The sequence below is a fragment of the Gillisella taibaishanensis genome (genome assembly GCF_001938985.1).
Taxonomy (GTDB): Bacteria; Pseudomonadota; Alphaproteobacteria; order Rhizobiales; family Rhizobiaceae; genus Allorhizobium; species Allorhizobium taibaishanense.
Genome location: NZ_MKIN01000027.1, coordinates 72,177 through 90,316 on the forward strand (window position 1 = coordinate 72,177; position 18,140 = coordinate 90,316).

General features: G+C 59.1%; 19 protein-coding genes and 3 tRNA genes. 3 read left to right on the top strand and 19 right to left on the bottom strand.

The window, feature by feature from the left end; translation table 11 throughout:
* Positions 1 to 4: 4 nt before the first annotated feature.
* The 15 genes from nuoK to BJF91_RS21860 form a co-directional block, all read right to left on the bottom strand.
* The gene (nuoK, locus tag BJF91_RS21790) at positions 5 to 313 is read right to left on the bottom strand and encodes an NADH-quinone oxidoreductase subunit NuoK (RefSeq protein ID WP_027486185.1); all 309 of its coding nucleotides are present in this window, start codon (positions 311 to 313) and stop codon (positions 5 to 7) included.
* Positions 314 to 345: 32 nt separating this feature from the next.
* Positions 346 to 960, bottom strand: a complete 615-nt coding sequence (locus tag BJF91_RS21795; RefSeq protein WP_075616647.1) for an NADH-quinone oxidoreductase subunit J — start codon at positions 958 to 960, stop codon at positions 346 to 348.
* A gap of 148 nt (positions 961 to 1,108) precedes the next feature.
* Complete coding sequence (gene nuoI / locus BJF91_RS21800) at positions 1,109 to 1,600, bottom strand: NADH-quinone oxidoreductase subunit NuoI (RefSeq protein ID WP_075616648.1); 492 nt, start codon at positions 1,598 to 1,600, stop codon at positions 1,109 to 1,111.
* 40 nt (positions 1,601 to 1,640) lie between these two features.
* Positions 1,641 to 2,684: an NADH-quinone oxidoreductase subunit NuoH gene (gene nuoH, locus BJF91_RS21805; protein ID WP_075616649.1), complete on the bottom strand. Its 1,044-nt coding sequence runs from the start codon at positions 2,682 to 2,684 to the stop codon at positions 1,641 to 1,643.
* 12 nt (positions 2,685 to 2,696) lie between these two features.
* Positions 2,697 to 4,778: an NADH-quinone oxidoreductase subunit NuoG gene (gene nuoG / locus BJF91_RS21810; RefSeq protein ID WP_075616650.1), complete on the bottom strand. Its 2,082-nt coding sequence runs from the start codon at positions 4,776 to 4,778 to the stop codon at positions 2,697 to 2,699.
* Between the two features lie 268 nt (positions 4,779 to 5,046).
* A complete protein-coding gene (locus BJF91_RS21815) occupies positions 5,047 to 5,778 on the bottom strand; it encodes a 5' DNA nuclease (RefSeq protein WP_139310815.1) in 732 nt (243 codons plus the stop codon).
* Positions 5,779 to 5,792: 14 nt separating this feature from the next.
* Positions 5,793 to 7,094, bottom strand: coding sequence for an NADH-quinone oxidoreductase subunit NuoF (gene nuoF, locus BJF91_RS21820; RefSeq protein WP_075616651.1), 1,302 nt, complete (start codon positions 7,092 to 7,094; stop codon positions 5,793 to 5,795).
* Between the two features lie 3 nt (positions 7,095 to 7,097).
* The gene (nuoE, locus tag BJF91_RS21825) at positions 7,098 to 7,898 is read right to left on the bottom strand and encodes an NADH-quinone oxidoreductase subunit NuoE (RefSeq protein WP_075616652.1); all 801 of its coding nucleotides are present in this window, start codon (positions 7,896 to 7,898) and stop codon (positions 7,098 to 7,100) included.
* An 18-nt stretch (positions 7,899 to 7,916) separates the two neighbouring features.
* A complete protein-coding gene (locus tag BJF91_RS21830; RefSeq protein WP_075616653.1) occupies positions 7,917 to 8,150 on the bottom strand; it encodes a hypothetical protein in 234 nt (77 codons plus the stop codon).
* On the bottom strand, positions 8,150 to 9,340 hold the full coding sequence (locus BJF91_RS21835) for an NADH-quinone oxidoreductase subunit D (protein ID WP_075616654.1): 1,191 nt from the start codon (positions 9,338 to 9,340) through the stop codon (positions 8,150 to 8,152). The genes BJF91_RS21830 and BJF91_RS21835 overlap by 1 nt, the downstream gene beginning before the upstream one ends.
* An 18-nt stretch (positions 9,341 to 9,358) precedes the next feature.
* A complete protein-coding gene (locus BJF91_RS21840) occupies positions 9,359 to 9,961 on the bottom strand; it encodes an NADH-quinone oxidoreductase subunit C (protein WP_075616655.1) in 603 nt (200 codons plus the stop codon).
* A gap of 17 nt (positions 9,962 to 9,978) precedes the next feature.
* On the bottom strand, positions 9,979 to 10,566 hold the full coding sequence (locus BJF91_RS21845; RefSeq protein ID WP_075616656.1) for a NuoB/complex I 20 kDa subunit family protein: 588 nt from the start codon (positions 10,564 to 10,566) through the stop codon (positions 9,979 to 9,981).
* On the bottom strand, positions 10,557 to 10,922 hold the full coding sequence (locus BJF91_RS21850; protein WP_075617002.1) for an NADH-quinone oxidoreductase subunit A: 366 nt from the start codon (positions 10,920 to 10,922) through the stop codon (positions 10,557 to 10,559). The genes BJF91_RS21845 and BJF91_RS21850 overlap by 10 nt, the downstream gene beginning before the upstream one ends.
* Positions 10,923 to 11,147: 225 nt before the next feature.
* Positions 11,148 to 11,224, bottom strand: a tRNA-Asp gene (locus tag BJF91_RS21855).
* Positions 11,225 to 11,291: 67 nt separating this feature from the next.
* Positions 11,292 to 11,368: transfer RNA gene (locus BJF91_RS21860), tRNA-Asp, on the bottom strand.
* Between the two features lie 536 nt (positions 11,369 to 11,904).
* Here BJF91_RS21860 and BJF91_RS21865 point away from each other — a divergent pair.
* Positions 11,905 to 11,980: transfer RNA gene (locus BJF91_RS21865), tRNA-Val, on the top strand.
* 231 nt (positions 11,981 to 12,211) lie between these two features.
* Positions 12,212 to 13,225 carry a pepsin/retropepsin-like aspartic protease family protein gene (locus BJF91_RS21870; protein WP_075616657.1) on the top strand — a complete coding sequence of 338 codons (1,014 nt, stop codon included), beginning with the start codon at positions 12,212 to 12,214 and terminating at the stop codon, positions 13,223 to 13,225.
* Positions 13,226 to 13,311: 86 nt separating this feature from the next.
* Here the strand turns inward: BJF91_RS21870 and BJF91_RS21875 are convergent, their stop codons facing one another.
* Both BJF91_RS21875 and BJF91_RS21880 read right to left on the bottom strand, forming a co-directional pair.
* Positions 13,312 to 14,145: a p-hydroxycinnamoyl CoA hydratase/lyase gene (locus BJF91_RS21875; RefSeq protein WP_075616658.1), complete on the bottom strand. Its 834-nt coding sequence runs from the start codon at positions 14,143 to 14,145 to the stop codon at positions 13,312 to 13,314.
* Between the two features lie 12 nt (positions 14,146 to 14,157).
* The gene (locus BJF91_RS21880) at positions 14,158 to 15,753 is read right to left on the bottom strand and encodes an AMP-binding protein (RefSeq protein ID WP_075616659.1); all 1,596 of its coding nucleotides are present in this window, start codon (positions 15,751 to 15,753) and stop codon (positions 14,158 to 14,160) included.
* A 227-nt stretch (positions 15,754 to 15,980) separates the two neighbouring features.
* On the opposite strand from BJF91_RS21880, the gene BJF91_RS21885 reads away from it, so the two are divergent.
* Positions 15,981 to 16,487, top strand: coding sequence for a MarR family winged helix-turn-helix transcriptional regulator (locus BJF91_RS21885; protein ID WP_075616660.1), 507 nt, complete (start codon positions 15,981 to 15,983; stop codon positions 16,485 to 16,487).
* Between the two features lie 27 nt (positions 16,488 to 16,514).
* On the opposite strand, the gene BJF91_RS21890 is transcribed toward BJF91_RS21885, so the two are convergent.
* Both BJF91_RS21890 and BJF91_RS21895 read right to left on the bottom strand, forming a co-directional pair.
* Entirely contained in the window at positions 16,515 to 17,852 is a 1,338-nt protein-coding gene (locus tag BJF91_RS21890; protein ID WP_075616661.1) for an MFS transporter, read from the bottom strand.
* Positions 17,849 to 18,031 carry a DUF2256 domain-containing protein gene (locus tag BJF91_RS21895; RefSeq protein WP_208610950.1) on the bottom strand — a complete coding sequence of 61 codons (183 nt, stop codon included), beginning with the start codon at positions 18,029 to 18,031 and terminating at the stop codon, positions 17,849 to 17,851. The genes BJF91_RS21890 and BJF91_RS21895 overlap by 4 nt, the downstream gene beginning before the upstream one ends.
* Positions 18,032 to 18,140 lie beyond the last annotated feature (109 nt).

Genomic DNA, 18,140 nt, shown 5'->3' on the forward strand with positions numbered 1-18,140 from the left:
CGTATCAGCCCTTCATCATGTTGACGTCTTCAACCGCGATCGATCCGCGGTTGCGGTAGAAGACAACGAGGATAGCAAGGCCGATCGCAGCTTCCGCAGCCGCGACGGTCAGGATGAACAGGGCGAAAACCTGGCCGACGATGTCATTGAGGAATGACGAGAACGCCACCATGTTGAGGTTTACCGCCAGAAGAATGAGTTCCACCGACATCAGGATGACGATGATATTCTTGCGGTTGAGGAAGATACCGAAGACGCCGAGCATGAACAGGATCGCGCTGACGGTGAGATAGTGGGAAAGTCCGATTTCCATTGTTCGTTTCCTTGAAATCCCTTGCCTTCAGCTTAAAGGCCCTGGCCGGGCTTGACCTTGACCACCTTGATGGCGGTTGCCGGGCCGCGCGCCACCTGCCGTGCGATATTCTGCCGTTTGATATGCTGGCGATGACGCAGCGTCAGCACGATGGCGCCGATCATGGCCACCAGCAGCACCAAGCCGGCGATCTGGAAGAAGAAGACATAATTGGTATAGAGCACGTCGCCCAGGGCCGCCGTGTTCTGGCGCTGAGCCAAGGCCGGGATCGGCATGGCAATCGCCTGTTTGGCTGCCGGCGAGATAGCCGAGCCGCCAATCACGAAGATCAGTTCGGCTGCAACCACGGCGCCTATCAGGGCAGCGAGGGGGCCATATTTCGACGCCCCTGCCCTCAGTTCGGTGAAGTCGATATCGAGCATCATCACCACGAACAGGAAGAGCACCGCCACCGCGCCGACATAGACGACCAGGAGGATCATCGCCAGGAACTCGGCCCCCGTCAGCATGAACAGACCGGCCGCGTTGACGAAGGTGAGGATGAGGAACAAAACCGAGTGAACCGGATTGCGTGACGAAATAACCATGAACGCCGACGCAACCGCGACAAAGGCGAAAAGGTAGAAAAAGATTGTCTGAAGACCCATGATGGTGCCTTTTCATCTTCCCCAGGAGCGCGGCGCGCGCCGTGTCCTTGAAATGCGACAGGCGTCAAGCGCACCCGTCAGACATTTCGTTTCAATTTCAAACCAAGACGGCCGGATAGCCAGCCGTCACCGGTTTCCTCAAAAGCAATCAGCGATAGGGAGCGTCCTGCGCGAGATTGCGCGCAATTTCCCGCTCCCAGCGGTCGCCATTGGCCAGAAGCTTGGCCTTGTCGAAGTAAAGCTCTTCGCGGGTTTCCGTCGAGAACTCAAAATTCGGACCCTCGACAATCGCATCAACCGGGCAGGCTTCCTGGCAGAAGCCGCAATAGATGCATTTTACCATGTCGATATCGTAACGGACCGTACGGCGGGTGCCATCGTTGCGGCGCGGGCCGGCTTCGATGGTGATCGCCTGGGCAGGACAGATCGCTTCGCACAGCTTGCAGGCAATGCAGCGCTCTTCGCCATTGGGATAGCGGCGCAGGGCGTGCTCTCCGCGGAAGCGCGGACTGACGGGACCTTTTTCGAACGGATAGTTCACGGTCGCCTTCTGCTTGAAAAAGTAACGCATCGACAGGAAGAATGCGTTGACGAACTCTTTCAGGAACAGCGAGCGGACAGCCTGGGAGACATTTGCCATCTTCAAACTCCAATTCTGCTGATTTCGGCGGGACGCATGATCATGCCCAGCCCGTCAGTTTCAGCACGAATGCAACAATAACCACCATGGCCAGCGACAGCGGCAGGAAGACCTTCCAGCCCAGGCGCATCAACTGGTCGTAACGGTAGCGCGGAACGATCGCCTTGGTGATGCCGAACATGAAGAACACCATCGTCGCCTTGAGCACGAACCAGATGATCCCGGGAACCCAGTTCAGCACAGGAACGTCCAGCGGCGGCAGCCAGCCACCCAGGAACAGGATGGTCGTCAGAGCGCACATCAACACGATGGCTGCATATTCGCCGAGCATGAACATCATGTACGGCGTCGAGCCATATTCCACCATGAAGCCGGCAACCAGTTCAGATTCCGCTTCCGGCAGGTCGAAGGGCGGACGGTTGGTTTCAGCCAGCGCCGAGATGAAGAAGATCACGAACATCGGGAACAGCGACAGCCAATGCCAATCCAGCAGCGAAGCCGGCATGCCAAGCATGGTGCCGAGGCCATGGTGCTGCGAGTTGACGATGTCGGTCAGGTTGAGCGAACCGGCGCATAGCAGAACCGTGACGATGACGAAGCCGATAGACACTTCGTAAGACACCATCTGAGCGGCAGAGCGCAACGCACCGAGGAACGGATATTTCGAATTCGACGCCCAGCCGCCCATGATGATGCCATAGACTTCAAGCGAAGAGATCGCAAAAACATAGAGAATGCCGATATTGATATTGGCAATCACCCAGCCCTGGTTAAGCGGAATGACCGCCCAGGTGGCAAGCGCCAAGGTCACGGCGACCAGCGGCGCCAGAAGGAAGACGCCCTTGTTGGCACCAGCCGGAATGATCGGCTCCTTCAGCATGAACTTCAAAAGGTCGGCGAAGGACTGGAAAAGCCCCCAGGGACCCACCACATTCGGACCACGGCGCAACTGCACCGCCGCCCAGATCTTGCGGTCTGCGAGAAGGATATAAGCGATGAACACCAGAAGGCAGACCAGCAGCAGCAGGGACTGGCCGATCATGATGGCCGTCGGCCACACATAGGTAGAAACGAAACTGTCCATGATCCCTTGCCCTTACTCTGCCGCAGCCTTGAAATTGTTGCGGGCCAGCGCCGAACATTCGGCCATCACCGCAGACGCGCGTGCAATCGGGTTTGTCAAATAGAAGTCTTTGATCGGCGACGCAAACCCGGATTGGGTCATGTTACCGCCTTTTTTCGCCAGCGCTTCGATTTCGCCGGAATTGCCGGCAGCGATCTCGTCGAGGTCAGCGAAATGCGGATAGGCCTGATAGAGCTTCTGGCGCAACTGGACGAGCGAATCGAACGGCAACTTCTTGCCGAGCACGTCAGACAGCGCACGCAGCACAGCCCAATCCTCACGCGCATCGCCCGGAGCAAAGCCAGCACGGTTGCCCTGCTGTACGCGGCCCTCAGTGTTAACCCAGGTACCCGACTTTTCCGTATAGGCGGCAGCCGGCAGAATGACATCGGCATTCTGGGCACCATTGTCGCCATGCGAACCGATATAGACAGTGAGCTTTGCGGTCTTGGTCGACAAATCGAGTTCGTCCGCGCCGAGCAAGAAGAGGACATCCATGGATGTCAGCATCTCAGCGGCCATCTTGCCCCCCTGCCCCGGCACGAAGCCGAGATCGAGACCGCCTACGCGCGACGCTGCGGTATGCAGAACACCGAAACCATTCCAGCCTTCGCTGACAGCACCGACTGAAACAGCCAGCGCTGCGGCCTGGGCCAGCACGGCTGCGCCATCGCCCCGGGTGAGAGCGCCCTGGCCGACAATGATCACCGGCTTGGAAGCGCCCTTCAGGGCATCAATGAAGCTGTTCTTGCCGGCGGCCAGATCAGCCAGCGTGTCGGAACCGGCGCCCAGATAGCTGTAGTCATAGCGCAGATCGGCATTTTCGCCGATCACACCGATCGGGAACCCGCCCCGGCGCCAGCGCTTGCGGATGCGAGCATTCATGACGGAGGCTTCGAGGCGCGGGTTGCAGCCGATCAGCAGCAGCGCATCGGCATCTTCAATGCCTTCAATTGTCGAGTTGAGGATATAGGAAGATCGGCCAAGCGACGGATCGAGCGCCGTGCCATCCTGGCGACAATCATAGCTCGTCGAGCCGAGAGCAACCAGCAGTTCCTTCAGCGCATACATTTCCTCGACCGAGGCGAGATCGCCGGCGATCGCGCCAATCTTCGAACCATTGGTGGCGCCAACGGCCGCCTTGATTTCGGTGAAGGCTTCCGGCCAGGTCACAGGCTGCAAACGGCCGCCACGGCGCACGTAAGGCCGGTCGAGACGCTGGGTCTTCAGTCCGTCCCAGATGAAGCGGCTCTTATCGGAAATCCACTCTTCGTTGATGCTGTCGTTGACGCGTGGCATGACGCGCATGACTTCGCGACCACGGGTATCGACCCGGATCGCCGAGCCGAGCGCGTCCATGACGTCGATCGATTCGGTCTTGCCGAGTTCCCACGGACGGGCCGTGAAGGCGAAAGGCTTGGAGGTGAGCGCGCCGACCGGGCAGAGGTCAACGACGTTGCCCTGCAGTTCCGAGGTCATCGCCTGCTCGAGATAAGTCGTAATCTCGGCATCTTCACCACGACCGATCAAGCCAAGTTCGGCAATGCCGGCGACTTCTGTGGTGAAACGGACGCAGCGCGTGCAGTGGATGCAGCGGTTCATAACCGTCTTGACCAGCGGGCCAATATACTTGTCTTCAACGGCGCGCTTATCTTCACCATAGCGCGAGCTATCGATGCCAAAAGCCATGGCCTGGTCCTGCAAATCGCATTCGCCGCCCTGGTCGCAGATTGGACAATCGAGCGGATGGTTGATCAGCAGGAATTCCATAACGCCTTCGCGAGCCTTCTTGACCATCGGCGTGTTGGTGTAAACTTCTGGCAGTTCGCCGTTTGGGCCACCGCGGATGTCGCGTACGCCCATGGCGCAGGAGGCCGCCGGCTTCGGCGGGCCACCCTTCACCTCGACAAGGCACATGCGGCAATTGCCGGCCACAGAGAGCCGCTCGTGGAAACAAAAACGCGGAACTTCGGCACCCGCTTCCTCGCATGCCTGAAGCAGCGTGAAATGATCGGGAACCTCGATCTCCTTACCGTCGACTTTCAGCTTTGCCATATTCGCCTTCCTGTCTCACGTCGATCGCAGCCGCGGCTCATTTGAGGCCGGCCAGGAAAATCGCCACGGATTTTCCGCTACGCATGTCTCAGTTCTAGAGTGCTTCACTGTCGCCGACCATGCGCCTCAGTCGGACAGCAAAACGGCAAAGCACCCAAATTCTTGCGGTGGAACTTTCTTCCACCTTGCGGATCGACCTCACCAAGAAGGCAAACGATACGCTGTAAAATCCTGTTTCGAAATCTTGAACGCCTTGGCCTATTCGGCCTCAGACGCCCTTCAACTTCCGCGCCTGACCAATCCAGTCGTCGCGGATGATCCGGCCATCGAGGCCAAGCTCAGCATCAATCCGCTTGGCATCTTCGGGCGACCAGGCGACGATATCGCCATAACTCCGGACACCGAGATTGCCCAGCAGTTCTTCCATCTTCGGTCCGATGCCTCCGATGGCCTTCAAATCGTCCTTCTTGCCACGCCGACGGGCCGGGGCTGCCAGCTTTGCGGCCGGCGCTGTAGCTTGCTTCGGCTCGGCCTTTGCCTTGCTTTCGGCAATCTTGGCCGGGGCAGGCTTTGCAGCGTTAGGCTGTTTTGTCCTGATAGCCTGACGGCGCTTGGCCAACGGTGCCTCAGCCACTGCAATCTCGCCAGCAACGGCCTTAACCGGCTTTGGCGCGGACTGAACGGCAGATTCGGCTTTTACAACAGGCGCAATGGTATTGTCCGGCTCGGTCTCCGCAGGCTGATCCTCCGCAGGCTGATCGGCTGAACGGCGCCGGGCCGAAGCCTCCATCGCCGTCTGCATCGAGCCAAGCATCACACCCGTCATTTGTGAGGCAAAACCGAAACCGAGGGCCGTGGCTGCCGCAAAAGCCGCAATGGGGTTGGCGACCAGCGGATTGCTCATGAGCGCATGCAGAGACGACGATTCAGCTTCGGCGCCATGGTTGGCATCCGACTTGACCGATCCGTCTGTTTCCATCCGCTTTGAACCCTCGCTCATCGCCTCACCCTCCTTTATTCGGCGGCCATGACCGCACCATGATCCATGGCCTTGCGGGTATATTCGTCAATCCGAGCTTCGATTTCCGGCCGGAAATTGCGGATCAGACCCTGAATAGGCCATGCAGCCGCATCACCCAGCGCACAAATCGTGTGGCCCTCGACCTGCTTGGTCACCTGGAACAGCATGTCAATTTCGCGCTTCTGAGCATTGCCCTTGACCATCCGCTCCATCACCCGCCACATCCAGCCGGTGCCTTCGCGGCAAGGTGTGCACTGGCCGCAGCTCTCATGCTTGAAGAACTGTGACAAGCGCGCAATCGCCTTGATGACGTCAGAGGACTTGTCCATGACGATAACAGCAGCCGTACCGAAGGACGACTTCACGTCGCGCAACCCGTCGAAATCCATCGGGCAATCGATAATGTCTTCCGCCTTCACGATTGGGCATGATGCGCCGCCGGGAATGACAGCGAGAAGATTGTCCCAGCCGCCGCGGATACCGCCGGCATGACGCTCGATCAGTTCACGGAAACTGATGCCCATAGTCTCTTCGACCGTGCAGGGCTTGTTGACGTGGCCTGACACCATGAACAGCTTGGTGCCGACATTGTTGGGACGGCCAAAGGACGAGAACCAGCCGGCGCCACGGCGCAGGATGGTCGGCGCCACGGCAATCGACTCGACATTGTTGACAGTCGTCGGGCAGCCATAGAGGCCCATATTGGCCGGGAACGGAGGCTTCAGGCGTGGCTGGCCCTTCTTACCTTCAAGGCTTTCCAGCAAGGCGGTTTCTTCGCCGCAGATATAGGCGCCGGCGCCGTGATGAACGTAAATATCATAATCCCAGCCGAGCTTGTTGTTCTTGCCCAGCAATCCGGCGTCGTAGCACTCATCGATCGCTGCCTGCAGTGCTTCGCGTTCGCGCATATATTCGCCACGCACGTAAATGTAAGCGGCATGGGCGCCCATGGCGAAACCGGCAATCACACAGCCTTCCAGCAGCGTGTGCGGATCATGGCGCATGATTTCGCGGTCTTTGCAGGTGCCGGGCTCTGATTCGTCGGCATTGACCACCAGGTAATGCGGGCGGCCGTCGCTTTCCTTTGGCATGAACGACCATTTCAGACCAGTCGGGAAGCCGGCGCCGCCACGGCCGCGCAGGCCCGAGGCCTTCATCTCGTTGATGATCCAGTCGCGACCCTTTTCAAGGATCTGCTTGGTTCCATCCCAGTGGCCGCGGCTCATCGCGCCTTTCAGGGATTTGTCCTTGAGGCCGTAGATATTGGTGAAAATGCGGTCCTTATCCTGTAACATCGCTCACCCCTTGGCCTTATCGGCATTATCGCCGGAAACTTTGGCATTCTCGGTCGCTGCCGGCTTGTCGGTGGCCGGCGTCTTCAGCTTCGGATCAGTCACAGGCGTATCGGTAGCCGGACGCGCCGCATTTGATGGCGGTACGGAAGCCTCATCCTGGCCGGTCTGGCCTTCGCCCCAGCGCACCGGCTTGATCTCTTCGGTCAGGCTGGTCAAACCGCCCTCAGGCGCTGAATACACGCGGTCGATCTGCGGACCGGGCTTGACCTCGGCGCCGTTGCCGGCTTCGAAGGCATCGATGATTTCTTCCAGGCGTTCCGGCGTCAGGTCCTCATAGGCGTCCTTGAAAATAATCACCATCGGTGCATTGACGCAGGCGCCCTGACACTCGACTTCTTCCCAGGACAGCGTGCCGGATGCATTGCGCTCCAAGGGCTCGGAATGGATCTTCTTCTTGCAGACCTTCATCAGCTCTTCGGAACCGCGCAACATGCAGGGCGTGGTGCCGCAGACCTGGATATGCGCCTTGGTGCCGACAGGCTTCAGCTGGAACTGGGTATAGAAGGTCGCCACTTCCAACACGCGGATATAGGGCATGTCGAGCTTGTCGGCGACGAATTCAATCGTCGCCTTGGTGACCCAGCCATCCTGCTCCTGCGCCCGCATCAACAGCGGAATGACCGCCGATTGCTGGCGCCCTTCAGGATATTTGCGAATGGTTGCTTCGGCCCAGACAGCATTCTCTTCGCTGAATGCGAAGGATGCAGGCTGAAATTGATCTTCGGCTAAACGACGAACGGACATACTTCCTCACGCCTTATCTCAGTTTTTGAACAGAAGACCGGAATGCATGACAGCATCCAGGCCCGCGTTCAGATTGTCCTTTTCGGGGACGCCAACGAGCAGTGCGGCAGAGAGCCCACCTGCCGCCTGATAGCCAGGCGGCGTGGCGGGACAGTGCCGACCGATCCGTCCAGACCGCAGTGCACCATGCGCGCCTGCAACCGAGGTTGCAAGAGCGACACGAGGCTGACGGTCGGAAGGGATCTGCTGCATCAGCGGTCCACCTCACCAAACACGATATCGAGCGAGCCCAGCACCGCGGTCACGTCGGCCAGCTGATGGCCGCGCGACATGAAATCCATCGCCTGAAGATGCACGAAGCCTGGGGCGCGGATCTTGCAGCGGTAGGGCTTATTGGTGCCATCGGCGACCAGATAGACCCCGAACTCGCCCTTCGGCGCCTCGACGGCGGCATAGACTTCGCCGGCCGGAACGTGGAAGCCTTCGGTATAGAGCTTGAAGTGATGGATCAGCGCTTCCATCGACCGCTTCATCTCGCCACGCTTCGGCGGTACGACCTTACCATCTACAGACGAGACCGGACCGACGCGCGCATCGCCGAGCAGGCGATTGCAGCACTGCTTCATGATCTTCACAGCTTCGCGCATTTCCATCATGCGGATCAGGTAACGGTCATAGCAGTCGCCGTTCTTGCCGACGGGAATGTCAAATTCGAGATCCGAATAGCACTCGTAGGGTTGCGAGCGACGCAGATCCCACGCAGCGCCCGAACCACGCACCATTACGCCAGAGAAGCCCCATTTCCAGGCATCTTCCAGACTGATGACGCCGATATCGACGTTACGCTGCTTGAAAATACGGTTTTCGGTCAGAAGGCCTTCGATATCGTCAAGCACCTTCAGGAACGGATCGCACCAGGCGGCGATATCTTCGACGAGCTGCGGCGGAATGTCCTGATGGATGCCACCTGGACGGAAATAGGCGGCATGCATGCGCGCGCCGGAGGCACGCTCATAAAACACCATCAGCTTTTCGCGCTCTTCGAAGCCCCAGACCGGCGGCGTCATCGCGCCCACGTCCATCGCCTGGGTGGTGACGTTCATGATATGCGACAGGATGCGGCCGATTTCGGAAAACAGAACGCGGATCAGCTGACCGCGGATCGGGATCTCGAGACCAAGCAGTTTTTCAACGGCCAGGCAGTAAGCGTGCTCCTGGTTCATCGGCGCGACATAGTCGAGCCGGTCGAAATAGGGCAGCGCTTGCAGATAGGTCTTTGCTTCGATCAGCTTTTCGGTGCCGCGATGCAGCAAGCCGATATGCGGATCGACGCGCTCGACAATTTCACCGTCCAGCTCCAGCACCAGACGCAGAACGCCGTGGGCCGAAGGATGTTCGGGGCCGAAATTGATCGTGAAGTTACGAACGGAATGTTCAGTCATGATATTGCCTTCCGCCCCTTACTTCGCTGCTTTTTCATCGCCGGGCAGCACGTAATCCGTGCCCTCCCAAGGCGAGAGAAAGTCGAAACTCCGGAATTCCTGCTTCAATTCGACAGGCTCATAAACCACGCGCTTGACCGTGTCATCATAGCGAACTTCGACAAAGCCGGTCAGGGGGAAATCCTTGCGCAGCGGATGCCCTTCGAAACCATAATCGGTCAACAAACGGCGCAGGTCCGGGTGGCCGGTGAACATCACGCCGTAGAGATCCCAGGCTTCGCGCTCGAACCAGTCGGCGCCGGGAAACAGCGGACAGATCGACGGCACCGGCTTGTCTTCGCTGGTGGTCAGCTTGACGCGGATGCGATGGTTCTGCTTCGGCGCCAGGAAATGGTAGACCACTTCGAACCGCTCGACGCGCTGCGGGTAGTCAACGCCGCAGACGTCGACAATGTTGATGAAGCCGCAGCGGGCGTCATCGCGCAGGAATTTCACCAGCGCGACCAGATTTTCGGCAGTCGTCGTGACCGTCAGCTCACCATAGGCGACATCGCTGGACAGTACGAGACCGCCGCTGGTGTCGGTGATGTGGGAAGCAAGGGCCTGAAGGGCTTCGCTCATCTTGTCTGTCCCTCGCCTTAGCGCTCGATGGTGCCGGTGCGGCGGATTTTCTTCTGGAGCAGAAGCACGCCGTAAAGAAGCGCTTCTGCCGTGGGGGGACAGCCCGGCACATAGATGTCGACAGGCACGACCCGGTCACAACCCCGAACAACGGAGTAGGAATAGTGGTAATAGCCGCCGCCATTGGCGCAGGAGCCCATGGAAATGACGTAACGCGGCTCCGGCATCTGGTCGTAGACCTTACGCAGCGCGGGCGCCATCTTGTTGGTCAGCGTACCGGCCACGATCATCACGTCGGACTGACGCGGCGAGGCGCGCGGAGCAACGCCGAAGCGCTCCATATCGTAACGCGGGCCAGATGCCTGCATCAGGCCTTCAACGGCGCAGCAGGCCAGACCGAACTGCATCCACATCAGCGAGCCGGTACGAGCCCAGGTGATCAGCGCCTGGGTGGAGGTGACGAGAAAGCCCTTGTCGGCCAGCTCGTCATTGATCTCACCGAAAAAGGCGCTGTCATTGCCAATGGGCTTGCCGGTGGCAGGGTCCAGAATACCCTTTGGCTGCGGAGCAACCAAGGTCTGGTTATTGGTCGGGCTCACTCCCATTCCAGGGCTCCCTTCTTCCATTCATAGATAAAGCCGATGGTCAGCACGCCGAGGAACACCATCATCGACCAGAAGCCAAACCAACCAATCGCACCGAAGGACACGGCCCAAGGGAACAGGAAGGCAACTTCCAGATCGAAAATAATGAAGAGAATCGACACGAGGTAGAATCGGATATCGAACTTGATGCGCGCATCGTCGAAGGCGTTGAATCCGCACTCATAGGCCGAAAGCTTTTCCGAGTCGGGCGCCTTGAACGCAACCGCGAAAGGCGTCACCAGAAGCGCGATACCAATCACCATCGCAATCCCGATGAAAACCACGATCGGAAGGTAGGAACTGAGGAGTTCAGTCATCGTATCCATCCTTGCTTGTCAGAACGCCGGGCGGCGTCCGTGGCTCACAGCCGACAAGCCAAAAAGACTGTTGCAACGAGCCGTTGGTTACCGCAGCCAGAGCCCGTGCGCAAGTGCGCTAGCCGCATTTCGCACATGCACACAAAGACTTTAACAACAGCACACTACGCTGCTATCGAGCACTTTGGATCTATAGCGGAAAACCGTTTCGGAGGAAGTAAAGAATGGCGCGAGTGACGGGGCTCGAACCCGCGACCTCCGGCGTGACAGGCCGGCACTCTAACCGACTGAGCTACACCCGCGCATTTTTGATGCCGTATCAAGGACATCTGAATGGAAACCATTCATTTTCAGACACATGGACCAGGATGGCGCGAGTGACGGGGCTCGAACCCGCGACCTCCGGCGTGACAGGCCGGCACTCTAACCAACTGAGCTACACCCGCATTTTCCTGGTGGGAAGCTTGCTTCCCCGCTTATCGAGCGTCATGTGTCGTTCGATGAGCGGCTAACTATGTTGTTCGTCGGTAGGTGTCAAGCAGCATTGAAAACAAAATCGTGACAGAGCGATTTTTCCTTGTTGATGATCCCCAGGACATGGATGAAGGCTTGCAACCCTCCCCTCAACCGGTCGGACACTGCCCCCATATGACCGTGCGGAACCGCACCCGTGGATGCACGCCAGTCTGTCGACAGTCACCCAACCTATTTAACTCCCAGCCTGGTCTTAACGTCTTCCTTATCCACCGACCATTCGCGACTCGCCGTCGATTTCTTTGCGCTATGGGGCGACCCCAATTCTGGGCTGTGGATGAGTGAACCAGCCGCCAAGCCAAAAACCCTACAATCACGGCCCTTCCCCACCCACCGTCATCTACCCGTCGTAAAAAATGCAAAAAAACCAAAAAACCCTCTTGCGGTTTTTCGAGCGACCGAATAGATCACAGCCACCGACGCGGCGGGCACGACCCGATGACGCGAAGGGCGATTAGCTCAGTTGGTAGAGCGCCTCGTTTACACCGAGGATGTCGGGAGTTCGAGTCTCTCATCGCCCACCATTTCCCCTTCACATACTTGTGCTTTTTGTTGGTTTGTTGTGCGCCTTGTCGTGCCGTTGGATATCCGAGCGGTTTACGCTCAAGTTCGCCTTCCCTTTCGGCTCGTGCATTTTCTCCGCCATCAGGCGGTCTTGGTTTGGGTTGATTTAATTTATCGGCTTTCGTGTTTGCACAAACGGCGACGCCATAAATTCGAGGGCAACGGCTCCGCGATGGAGGAGATTGCTTAGAATGAGACACAAAGCACTCGTGTTTTTGCTGCTGCTCAGCGGTAGCTCAATCGTTGATGTTTCCGAGGCCACGGCCGGTGAACGGATGGTCGTCCCGATTCACGCATTGGAGCGTCACGATATCGTGCGCTACTGGATCCCTGTGAAAATCGGAGCAAAAACAGTTGAGGCGCTCTTGGATACCGGTTCGACGGGACTTCATGTCATGGGCAGCACTGTCTCCAATCAAGATTATGCCCCGACGGGGCAGCAGATGCGCTACTCCTATTCAAACGGCCAGACGATACTAGGCGACGTCGCGGACGCCCAGGTATCTTTCGGGGATGCGGCCGAGACGAAGACGATCCCCGTTGACGTCATCAGAGACCTGACGTGCAACCAAACCGTCAAGCGTTGCCTGATGCCACTTCAGAAACGGCTTGAAGACCCAGGCCAACTTCTGGGGAAGGAAAACTATCAGGCCATTATCGGCGCGAGCATGCCCTCCCCTTCACTCAAGGCAACCGCTCCCAATCCGCTGGTCAGCTTCGGGGACGCCTGGATTATCAATTTACCGCGATCTGCCCAGACCGAAGGGCAACTCATCATCAACCCAACGGCCGATGATCTTTCGGGGTTCGTACGGTTTCCTGCGGCAGAGGGCCCAAACGAGGGTGGCGGTCGAGACAACCCTATCCACGGCTGCCTAACCATTGAAAAATCGCACAAGCCGTATTGTGGGCCGTTTGTTCTCGACAACGGCAATCCTAAAGTTCTCGTCATCGCACCAGAGCCGTTCCATGACTGGCGTCCAGGTACGAGGGCCACGATATCATTTGGCGACGATAGCACCCCTGCCCTGAAAGCCAGCTTCAGTGTCGGCAGCGATATGACTGATTCCTCGCGACTAGCCGTTGGACCTTTTCCAAATTTCCATCAGCCACCCACCAGAGTTCTCGTCGGCGTGGAGGCCTACAAACATTTTTCCGTACTTTATGATTACAAGAATAGTCAGATTGGCTTGAAGCGCCTCTAACCACCCTTCGCGAACATCAATCGCTCAGACACACAAAGGCCGCCGACAATGTCGGCGGCCTTTTCGATGATATGAAGCGCTGACAATTACTTCAGCTTGTACGCACCGAGGCCTGGGCGGTAGCTCTTGTCGTCGAGGAACTGTTTCAGGCCTTCGTCGCGGCCGCGGGTCTTGTCGAGCAGCAGCATCTGTTCCAGCTTGGCGTAGATGTAGTCGTCGGCCACGTCCCAGGGCATGTTGCGAACGCGCTTGAACGTGTCCTTGGCGGCCTTCATGGTGACGGGGTTCTTTTCCAGCAGGCTGGCGCAGAGTTTGCGCACGCGAGTCTCCAAATCGGCCAGCGGCACTGATTCGTTGACGAGGCCCATGTCGCGAGCCTTTTCGCCGCCAAAGGGCTCGCCGGTCATGATGTAATAGAGCGAATCGCGGTGGTTCATCACTTCGGCGACCGCGCGTGTGACGTTGCCGCCGGGCAGAATGCCCCAGTTGATTTCAGAAAGACCGAAGGTCGCCTCATTGGCGGCAATGGCGAGGTCGCAGGCGACCAGCGGATTGAAGGCGCCGCCGAAGCACCAGCCGTTGACCATGGCAACGGTCGGCTTTTCGAAATAGGTCAGGCGCTGCCACCAGCCACCGGACTGACGGCGGCTCTTGATGGTGGCACTGCGCGGCTTGTCGTCGTTGTCGCGGAAATATTGCTGCAGGTCCATGCCGGCCGACCAGGAGGTTCCCGCGCCGCGCAGCACGAGTACGCCGCAGCGGTCATCAGCTTCCAGCTCGTCAAGCACTTCAGCCATGCGGATATTGAGCTCCGGGTTCATGGCGTTGCGCTTTTCCGGCCGGTTGAAGGTCACGAAGGCGATCCGGTCTTCGATATCGACCAGAACGGTGTCGGAACCGGATTTTTCTGTAGCAGTCATGGATCAATCTCCTTAGGCGCCGGACGGTCCGGACGCAGATGTGGAACTGGATAGGTGTGAATAGGTCTGGCGCAGGATATGTTTCTGCACCTTGCCGGAAGCGGAGCGCGGTATGGTGTCGACGAAGACCACATGTTTCGGCCGCTTGTAGCTGGCGAGCCTCGACGCGCAATGGGTCTGGATGTCCTGGTCGCAGAGCGCAGCCTCGCCGGCGACGATCAGGGCAAGACCAACCTCGCCCCAGTCGGGATGCTCAATGCCCATAACCGCGACATCGGCAACGCCGGGATGGGCGGCAATCACGGCCTCGACTTCAGCCGGATAGACGTTTTCACCGCCGCTGATATACATGTCCTTCAACCGGTCGGCGAGATAGACGACGCCATCCTTCATGCGGGCAAGATCGCCGGTGCGGAACCAGCCATCGGTAAAAGCCGCCTCGGTCAGGTCGGGCCGGTTCCAATAGCCTTCGGTCACCGTCGGGCCGCGCAGCCAGATCTCGCCGATCCCGCCCTCCTCGACATCCAGCCCGTCAAAATTGACGATCCGGGCTTCAAGGAACGGCGCGGGAAAGCCGATGCTGCCGGGGTGGCGGGAAATCACCTCACGGTCGAGCGGCATGTGCAGGGCGGTGCCGCTTTCGCTCATGCCGTAACCGTTGACCAGGGGAATCCCGTCCTCCAGGAAGCGCTCGATCAGGACAGGCGGCAGCGGCGCACCACCGAGAAAAATCGCCTTCAGCCGGCGCAGGGCTGCCGGGTTCCAACTTGGCGAGGCGCGCAGCACTGCGGCGATCTGCGGCACGCCACAGTAATGGCTAACGCCGAGTTCTTCACTGGCCATGGTGGCGATCGTTCGTTCGGCCGCGAACCGATCGGAAATGATAAGCCTTGCGCCCATCACCATTGATGTGCGCGACAGCGCCACAAGGCCGATCGTGTGGAAGAAGGGCAAGTCGCACAACACCACCGAATCGGCCGTCACATCGCCAACAAAGGCGAAGTTCATCGCGGAAAAGAACAGATTGCGGGCGTTGAGCAGCACCCCTTTGGGACCACCCGTCGTGCCTGAGGTATAAAGAATGACACAGGTTTGATCGGCGGGGCCGTAGCTGGGCGTGGCAGGAGTTTGCTTGGCAGCCAGGCCGAGAAATCCGGCTGGCCCGGCCACCGGCATGGCCTTGATGGAGCCGCGATTGAGCGCTGAGGCAAATTCCTCGTCGTACAGGACCAGCGAGGGGAAACAGTCAGCCAGGATCAGCGTGATTTCTTGCGGACTCAAACGCCAGTTCAGCGGCACGAAAATCGCGCCGATCCGCTGGCAGGCAAAGCAAACGGCGAACTGGGCGATGGAATTGCGGCCGAGATAAGCGACCCGGCGCGGCCCGTCGGCCGATTCGCCCTGCTGTGCAAGCAGGTCCAGAAGTGCTGCGGCGCAACGGCCGATCAAACTGTCGAATTCGCCATAGGTCAGCGCGATGTCAGTTGCGGTTTCCAGCAGAGCCGGCCGGTCGGGACTGGTCCTGGCGCGGTAGCGGACAGGATCCTCCGCGACCATACCTGCAAAAGCGGCGGTGTCGCGCTTGTGGGCGCTGGTATCCGTGAGCATCGATCCTCCCTAACCGTTCTCCCGACGGCCAATTAGTATGTAATACATATTATATCATCCGGGCTTTCTGACAAGCGAAATTTGAAACTGACCTAAGCGATATACAAGATCGCAGTTTTCCTTGAATCGGTGAGGATTTATCAGCAAAAGGAATGATGGGCCGCTCACGGCCGCTTGCTCGCGCCGCTCAACCGCGGTCGCGACAAGGCAAAGCAGAAAGAGTGACAATGGACGCAGCCAACCAGCCCAACGAGGATCCGGACCAGCCGGAATTTTCCGGCACGCTTACCCTGGGTGGGCTGGAACAGGTGCTTGGCTTTCACCTGCGGCTCGCAAATGTGGCCGTCTTCCAGGATTTCCAGGCGACCATGTCAGGCCTGGCGCTGACGCCGAAGCAGTTTGCCGTGCTGGAACTGATCGACAACAATGCCGGCGCCAGCCAGATCGATTTTGCCCAGTGCCTGCGCATGGACAAGGCGACGATGATGGCGCTGGTCAACAAACTTGAAGGTCGAGGCGCAATCGAGCGGCGACCGTCGCAGGTTGATCGTCGCCGCCAGGAACTGTTCGTGACCGAAGAAGGCCAGCGGCTGTTGGTGGAGGCGAAGGCGCTGCGGCAGGGTCATGAGGCTCGGTTTACCGATAGGTTTTCCGAGGCTGAACTCGAGCAGTTGAAAGCCTTCTTGCGGCGCATCTATCAGGATGGACGTACTCTGCCCCGCCCTCCGGCATAATTTCCGTTTGGCTCCAGAGTCGGCCTCTCACGCTGACGATGCCAACTCTCTACTCTGCTCGATCTGCTGGCGCAGGCTCTTCTGGCGGTCGCTGTCGATGGTAAAGCCCCACATCAGCCAGATAGCTGCAAGCTTGAAGACGATCGGCAATCCCGCATAGAGCAAAGACAGGGCCGTGAGCGCCTCCCCGCTCTGCGCAGAGCCGAGATCCGACTTGAAGCCAGCCATGGCCAGCAGCGGAAAGACGATGCCCGAAGACAGCGCCAGCGCCAGCTTGGTGACGAAGCTCCAGGCGGCGAAGTAGAGGCCGGAGCGCTGTTCACCCGAGGCCACCGTATCCTCATCGATCACATCGGCCTGAATGGCTGGCGGCAACGCCAGATCAAAGCCCAGTAGCACCCCCGTTGCCACGCAGATGGCAAGGAAAGGTATGACGTTGCCCGCGCCAAGCAGCGCCGACAGGGCAAAGATCGCGCAGCTTGCCAGCATCGCGACACACCAGGCGCGGTGCTTGCCCAACCGCTTGGCGACAACCACGGCCAGCGGCACGCCAGCGACCGCCGACAGGAAGTAGGCAAACAGCAACGGACCTTGCCAGGCGCCGGCTTGAAGCCGCGCGGAGACGAAATAAAGAAACAGTGACGCCGGAATCGCATTGGCAAGCGAATTGACCAAGAACGCCGAAGCCAGCCGCAGGAAGGGGCGATTGCGGATCAGGAAGCGCAAGCCCTGACGCAGGTCGAGTCGCTTGCTCGAGAAATCCCGGGGTTCGGCCACGCGCCAGGCGGCCAAAGCACCGGTCAGCGGCAAGAGTAGCGCCACCATGAACGCCAGCAAGGTGAGATCCGGGACGGCGGCGGTTCCTTTCGCTTGGCCCAGAAACGGCAGGGAAATCGCCAGCAGCGTCCCAAGAAGCGTTGCCCCTTCCCGCCAGGCAGAAAGCCGCACACGCCCGTCATAGGATGTTTCCAACTCCGCGCCCCAGGCAGCATAAGGCAGGCTCGTCCAGGTGCTGCCGATCGACAGCAGCGAGCCCCAGAGCAGGAGATGCCCCAGCCCCGCTCCTTCGGGTGGATAAAACAGCATGAACGCGGAAAGCGCCGTCAATGGCAGAGATGTGGCAAACACCAACCGGCGGCGGCCGTAGCGGGCGGGAAACCGATCCGCCAGCCAGCCAATCAGTGGATCGGTCAGCGCATCCATGCAGCGGATGGCAAGCAGTGCCGCGCCGATGGCAGACAGCGCTATATCAAACCGCGTCGCATAGACCGAGGGGACGATGATGTAGAGCGGCAGTGCAATGGCTGCCAAGGGCATGGCCGGCAGGGAATAGAAGAACAGGGTCGTCGCTGACAGTGGCTTCATGCGGCGCCCGCCCTGCCCTTGCCGACAGCACCCTGTGCATTTGCCAGCCGACGCTGACCACGGCAGCGGTCCGAGCAAAACCGGACCTCATCCCAGCACCGAGCCCATTTCTTGCGCCAGGCAAAGGGCTGTTGGCATGCGCAGCACAGTTTGGTCGGAAGATCGGATTTTTTCATCATCGCTGCCCGGCATGTCAGAACCGGCAGCGGCCCTGATCAAAGTCTATACCGATACTTCGCGTGGAGTGCGGTTCTGGATCAGTCGCTATGGCATCGCATAGGGCCGTCT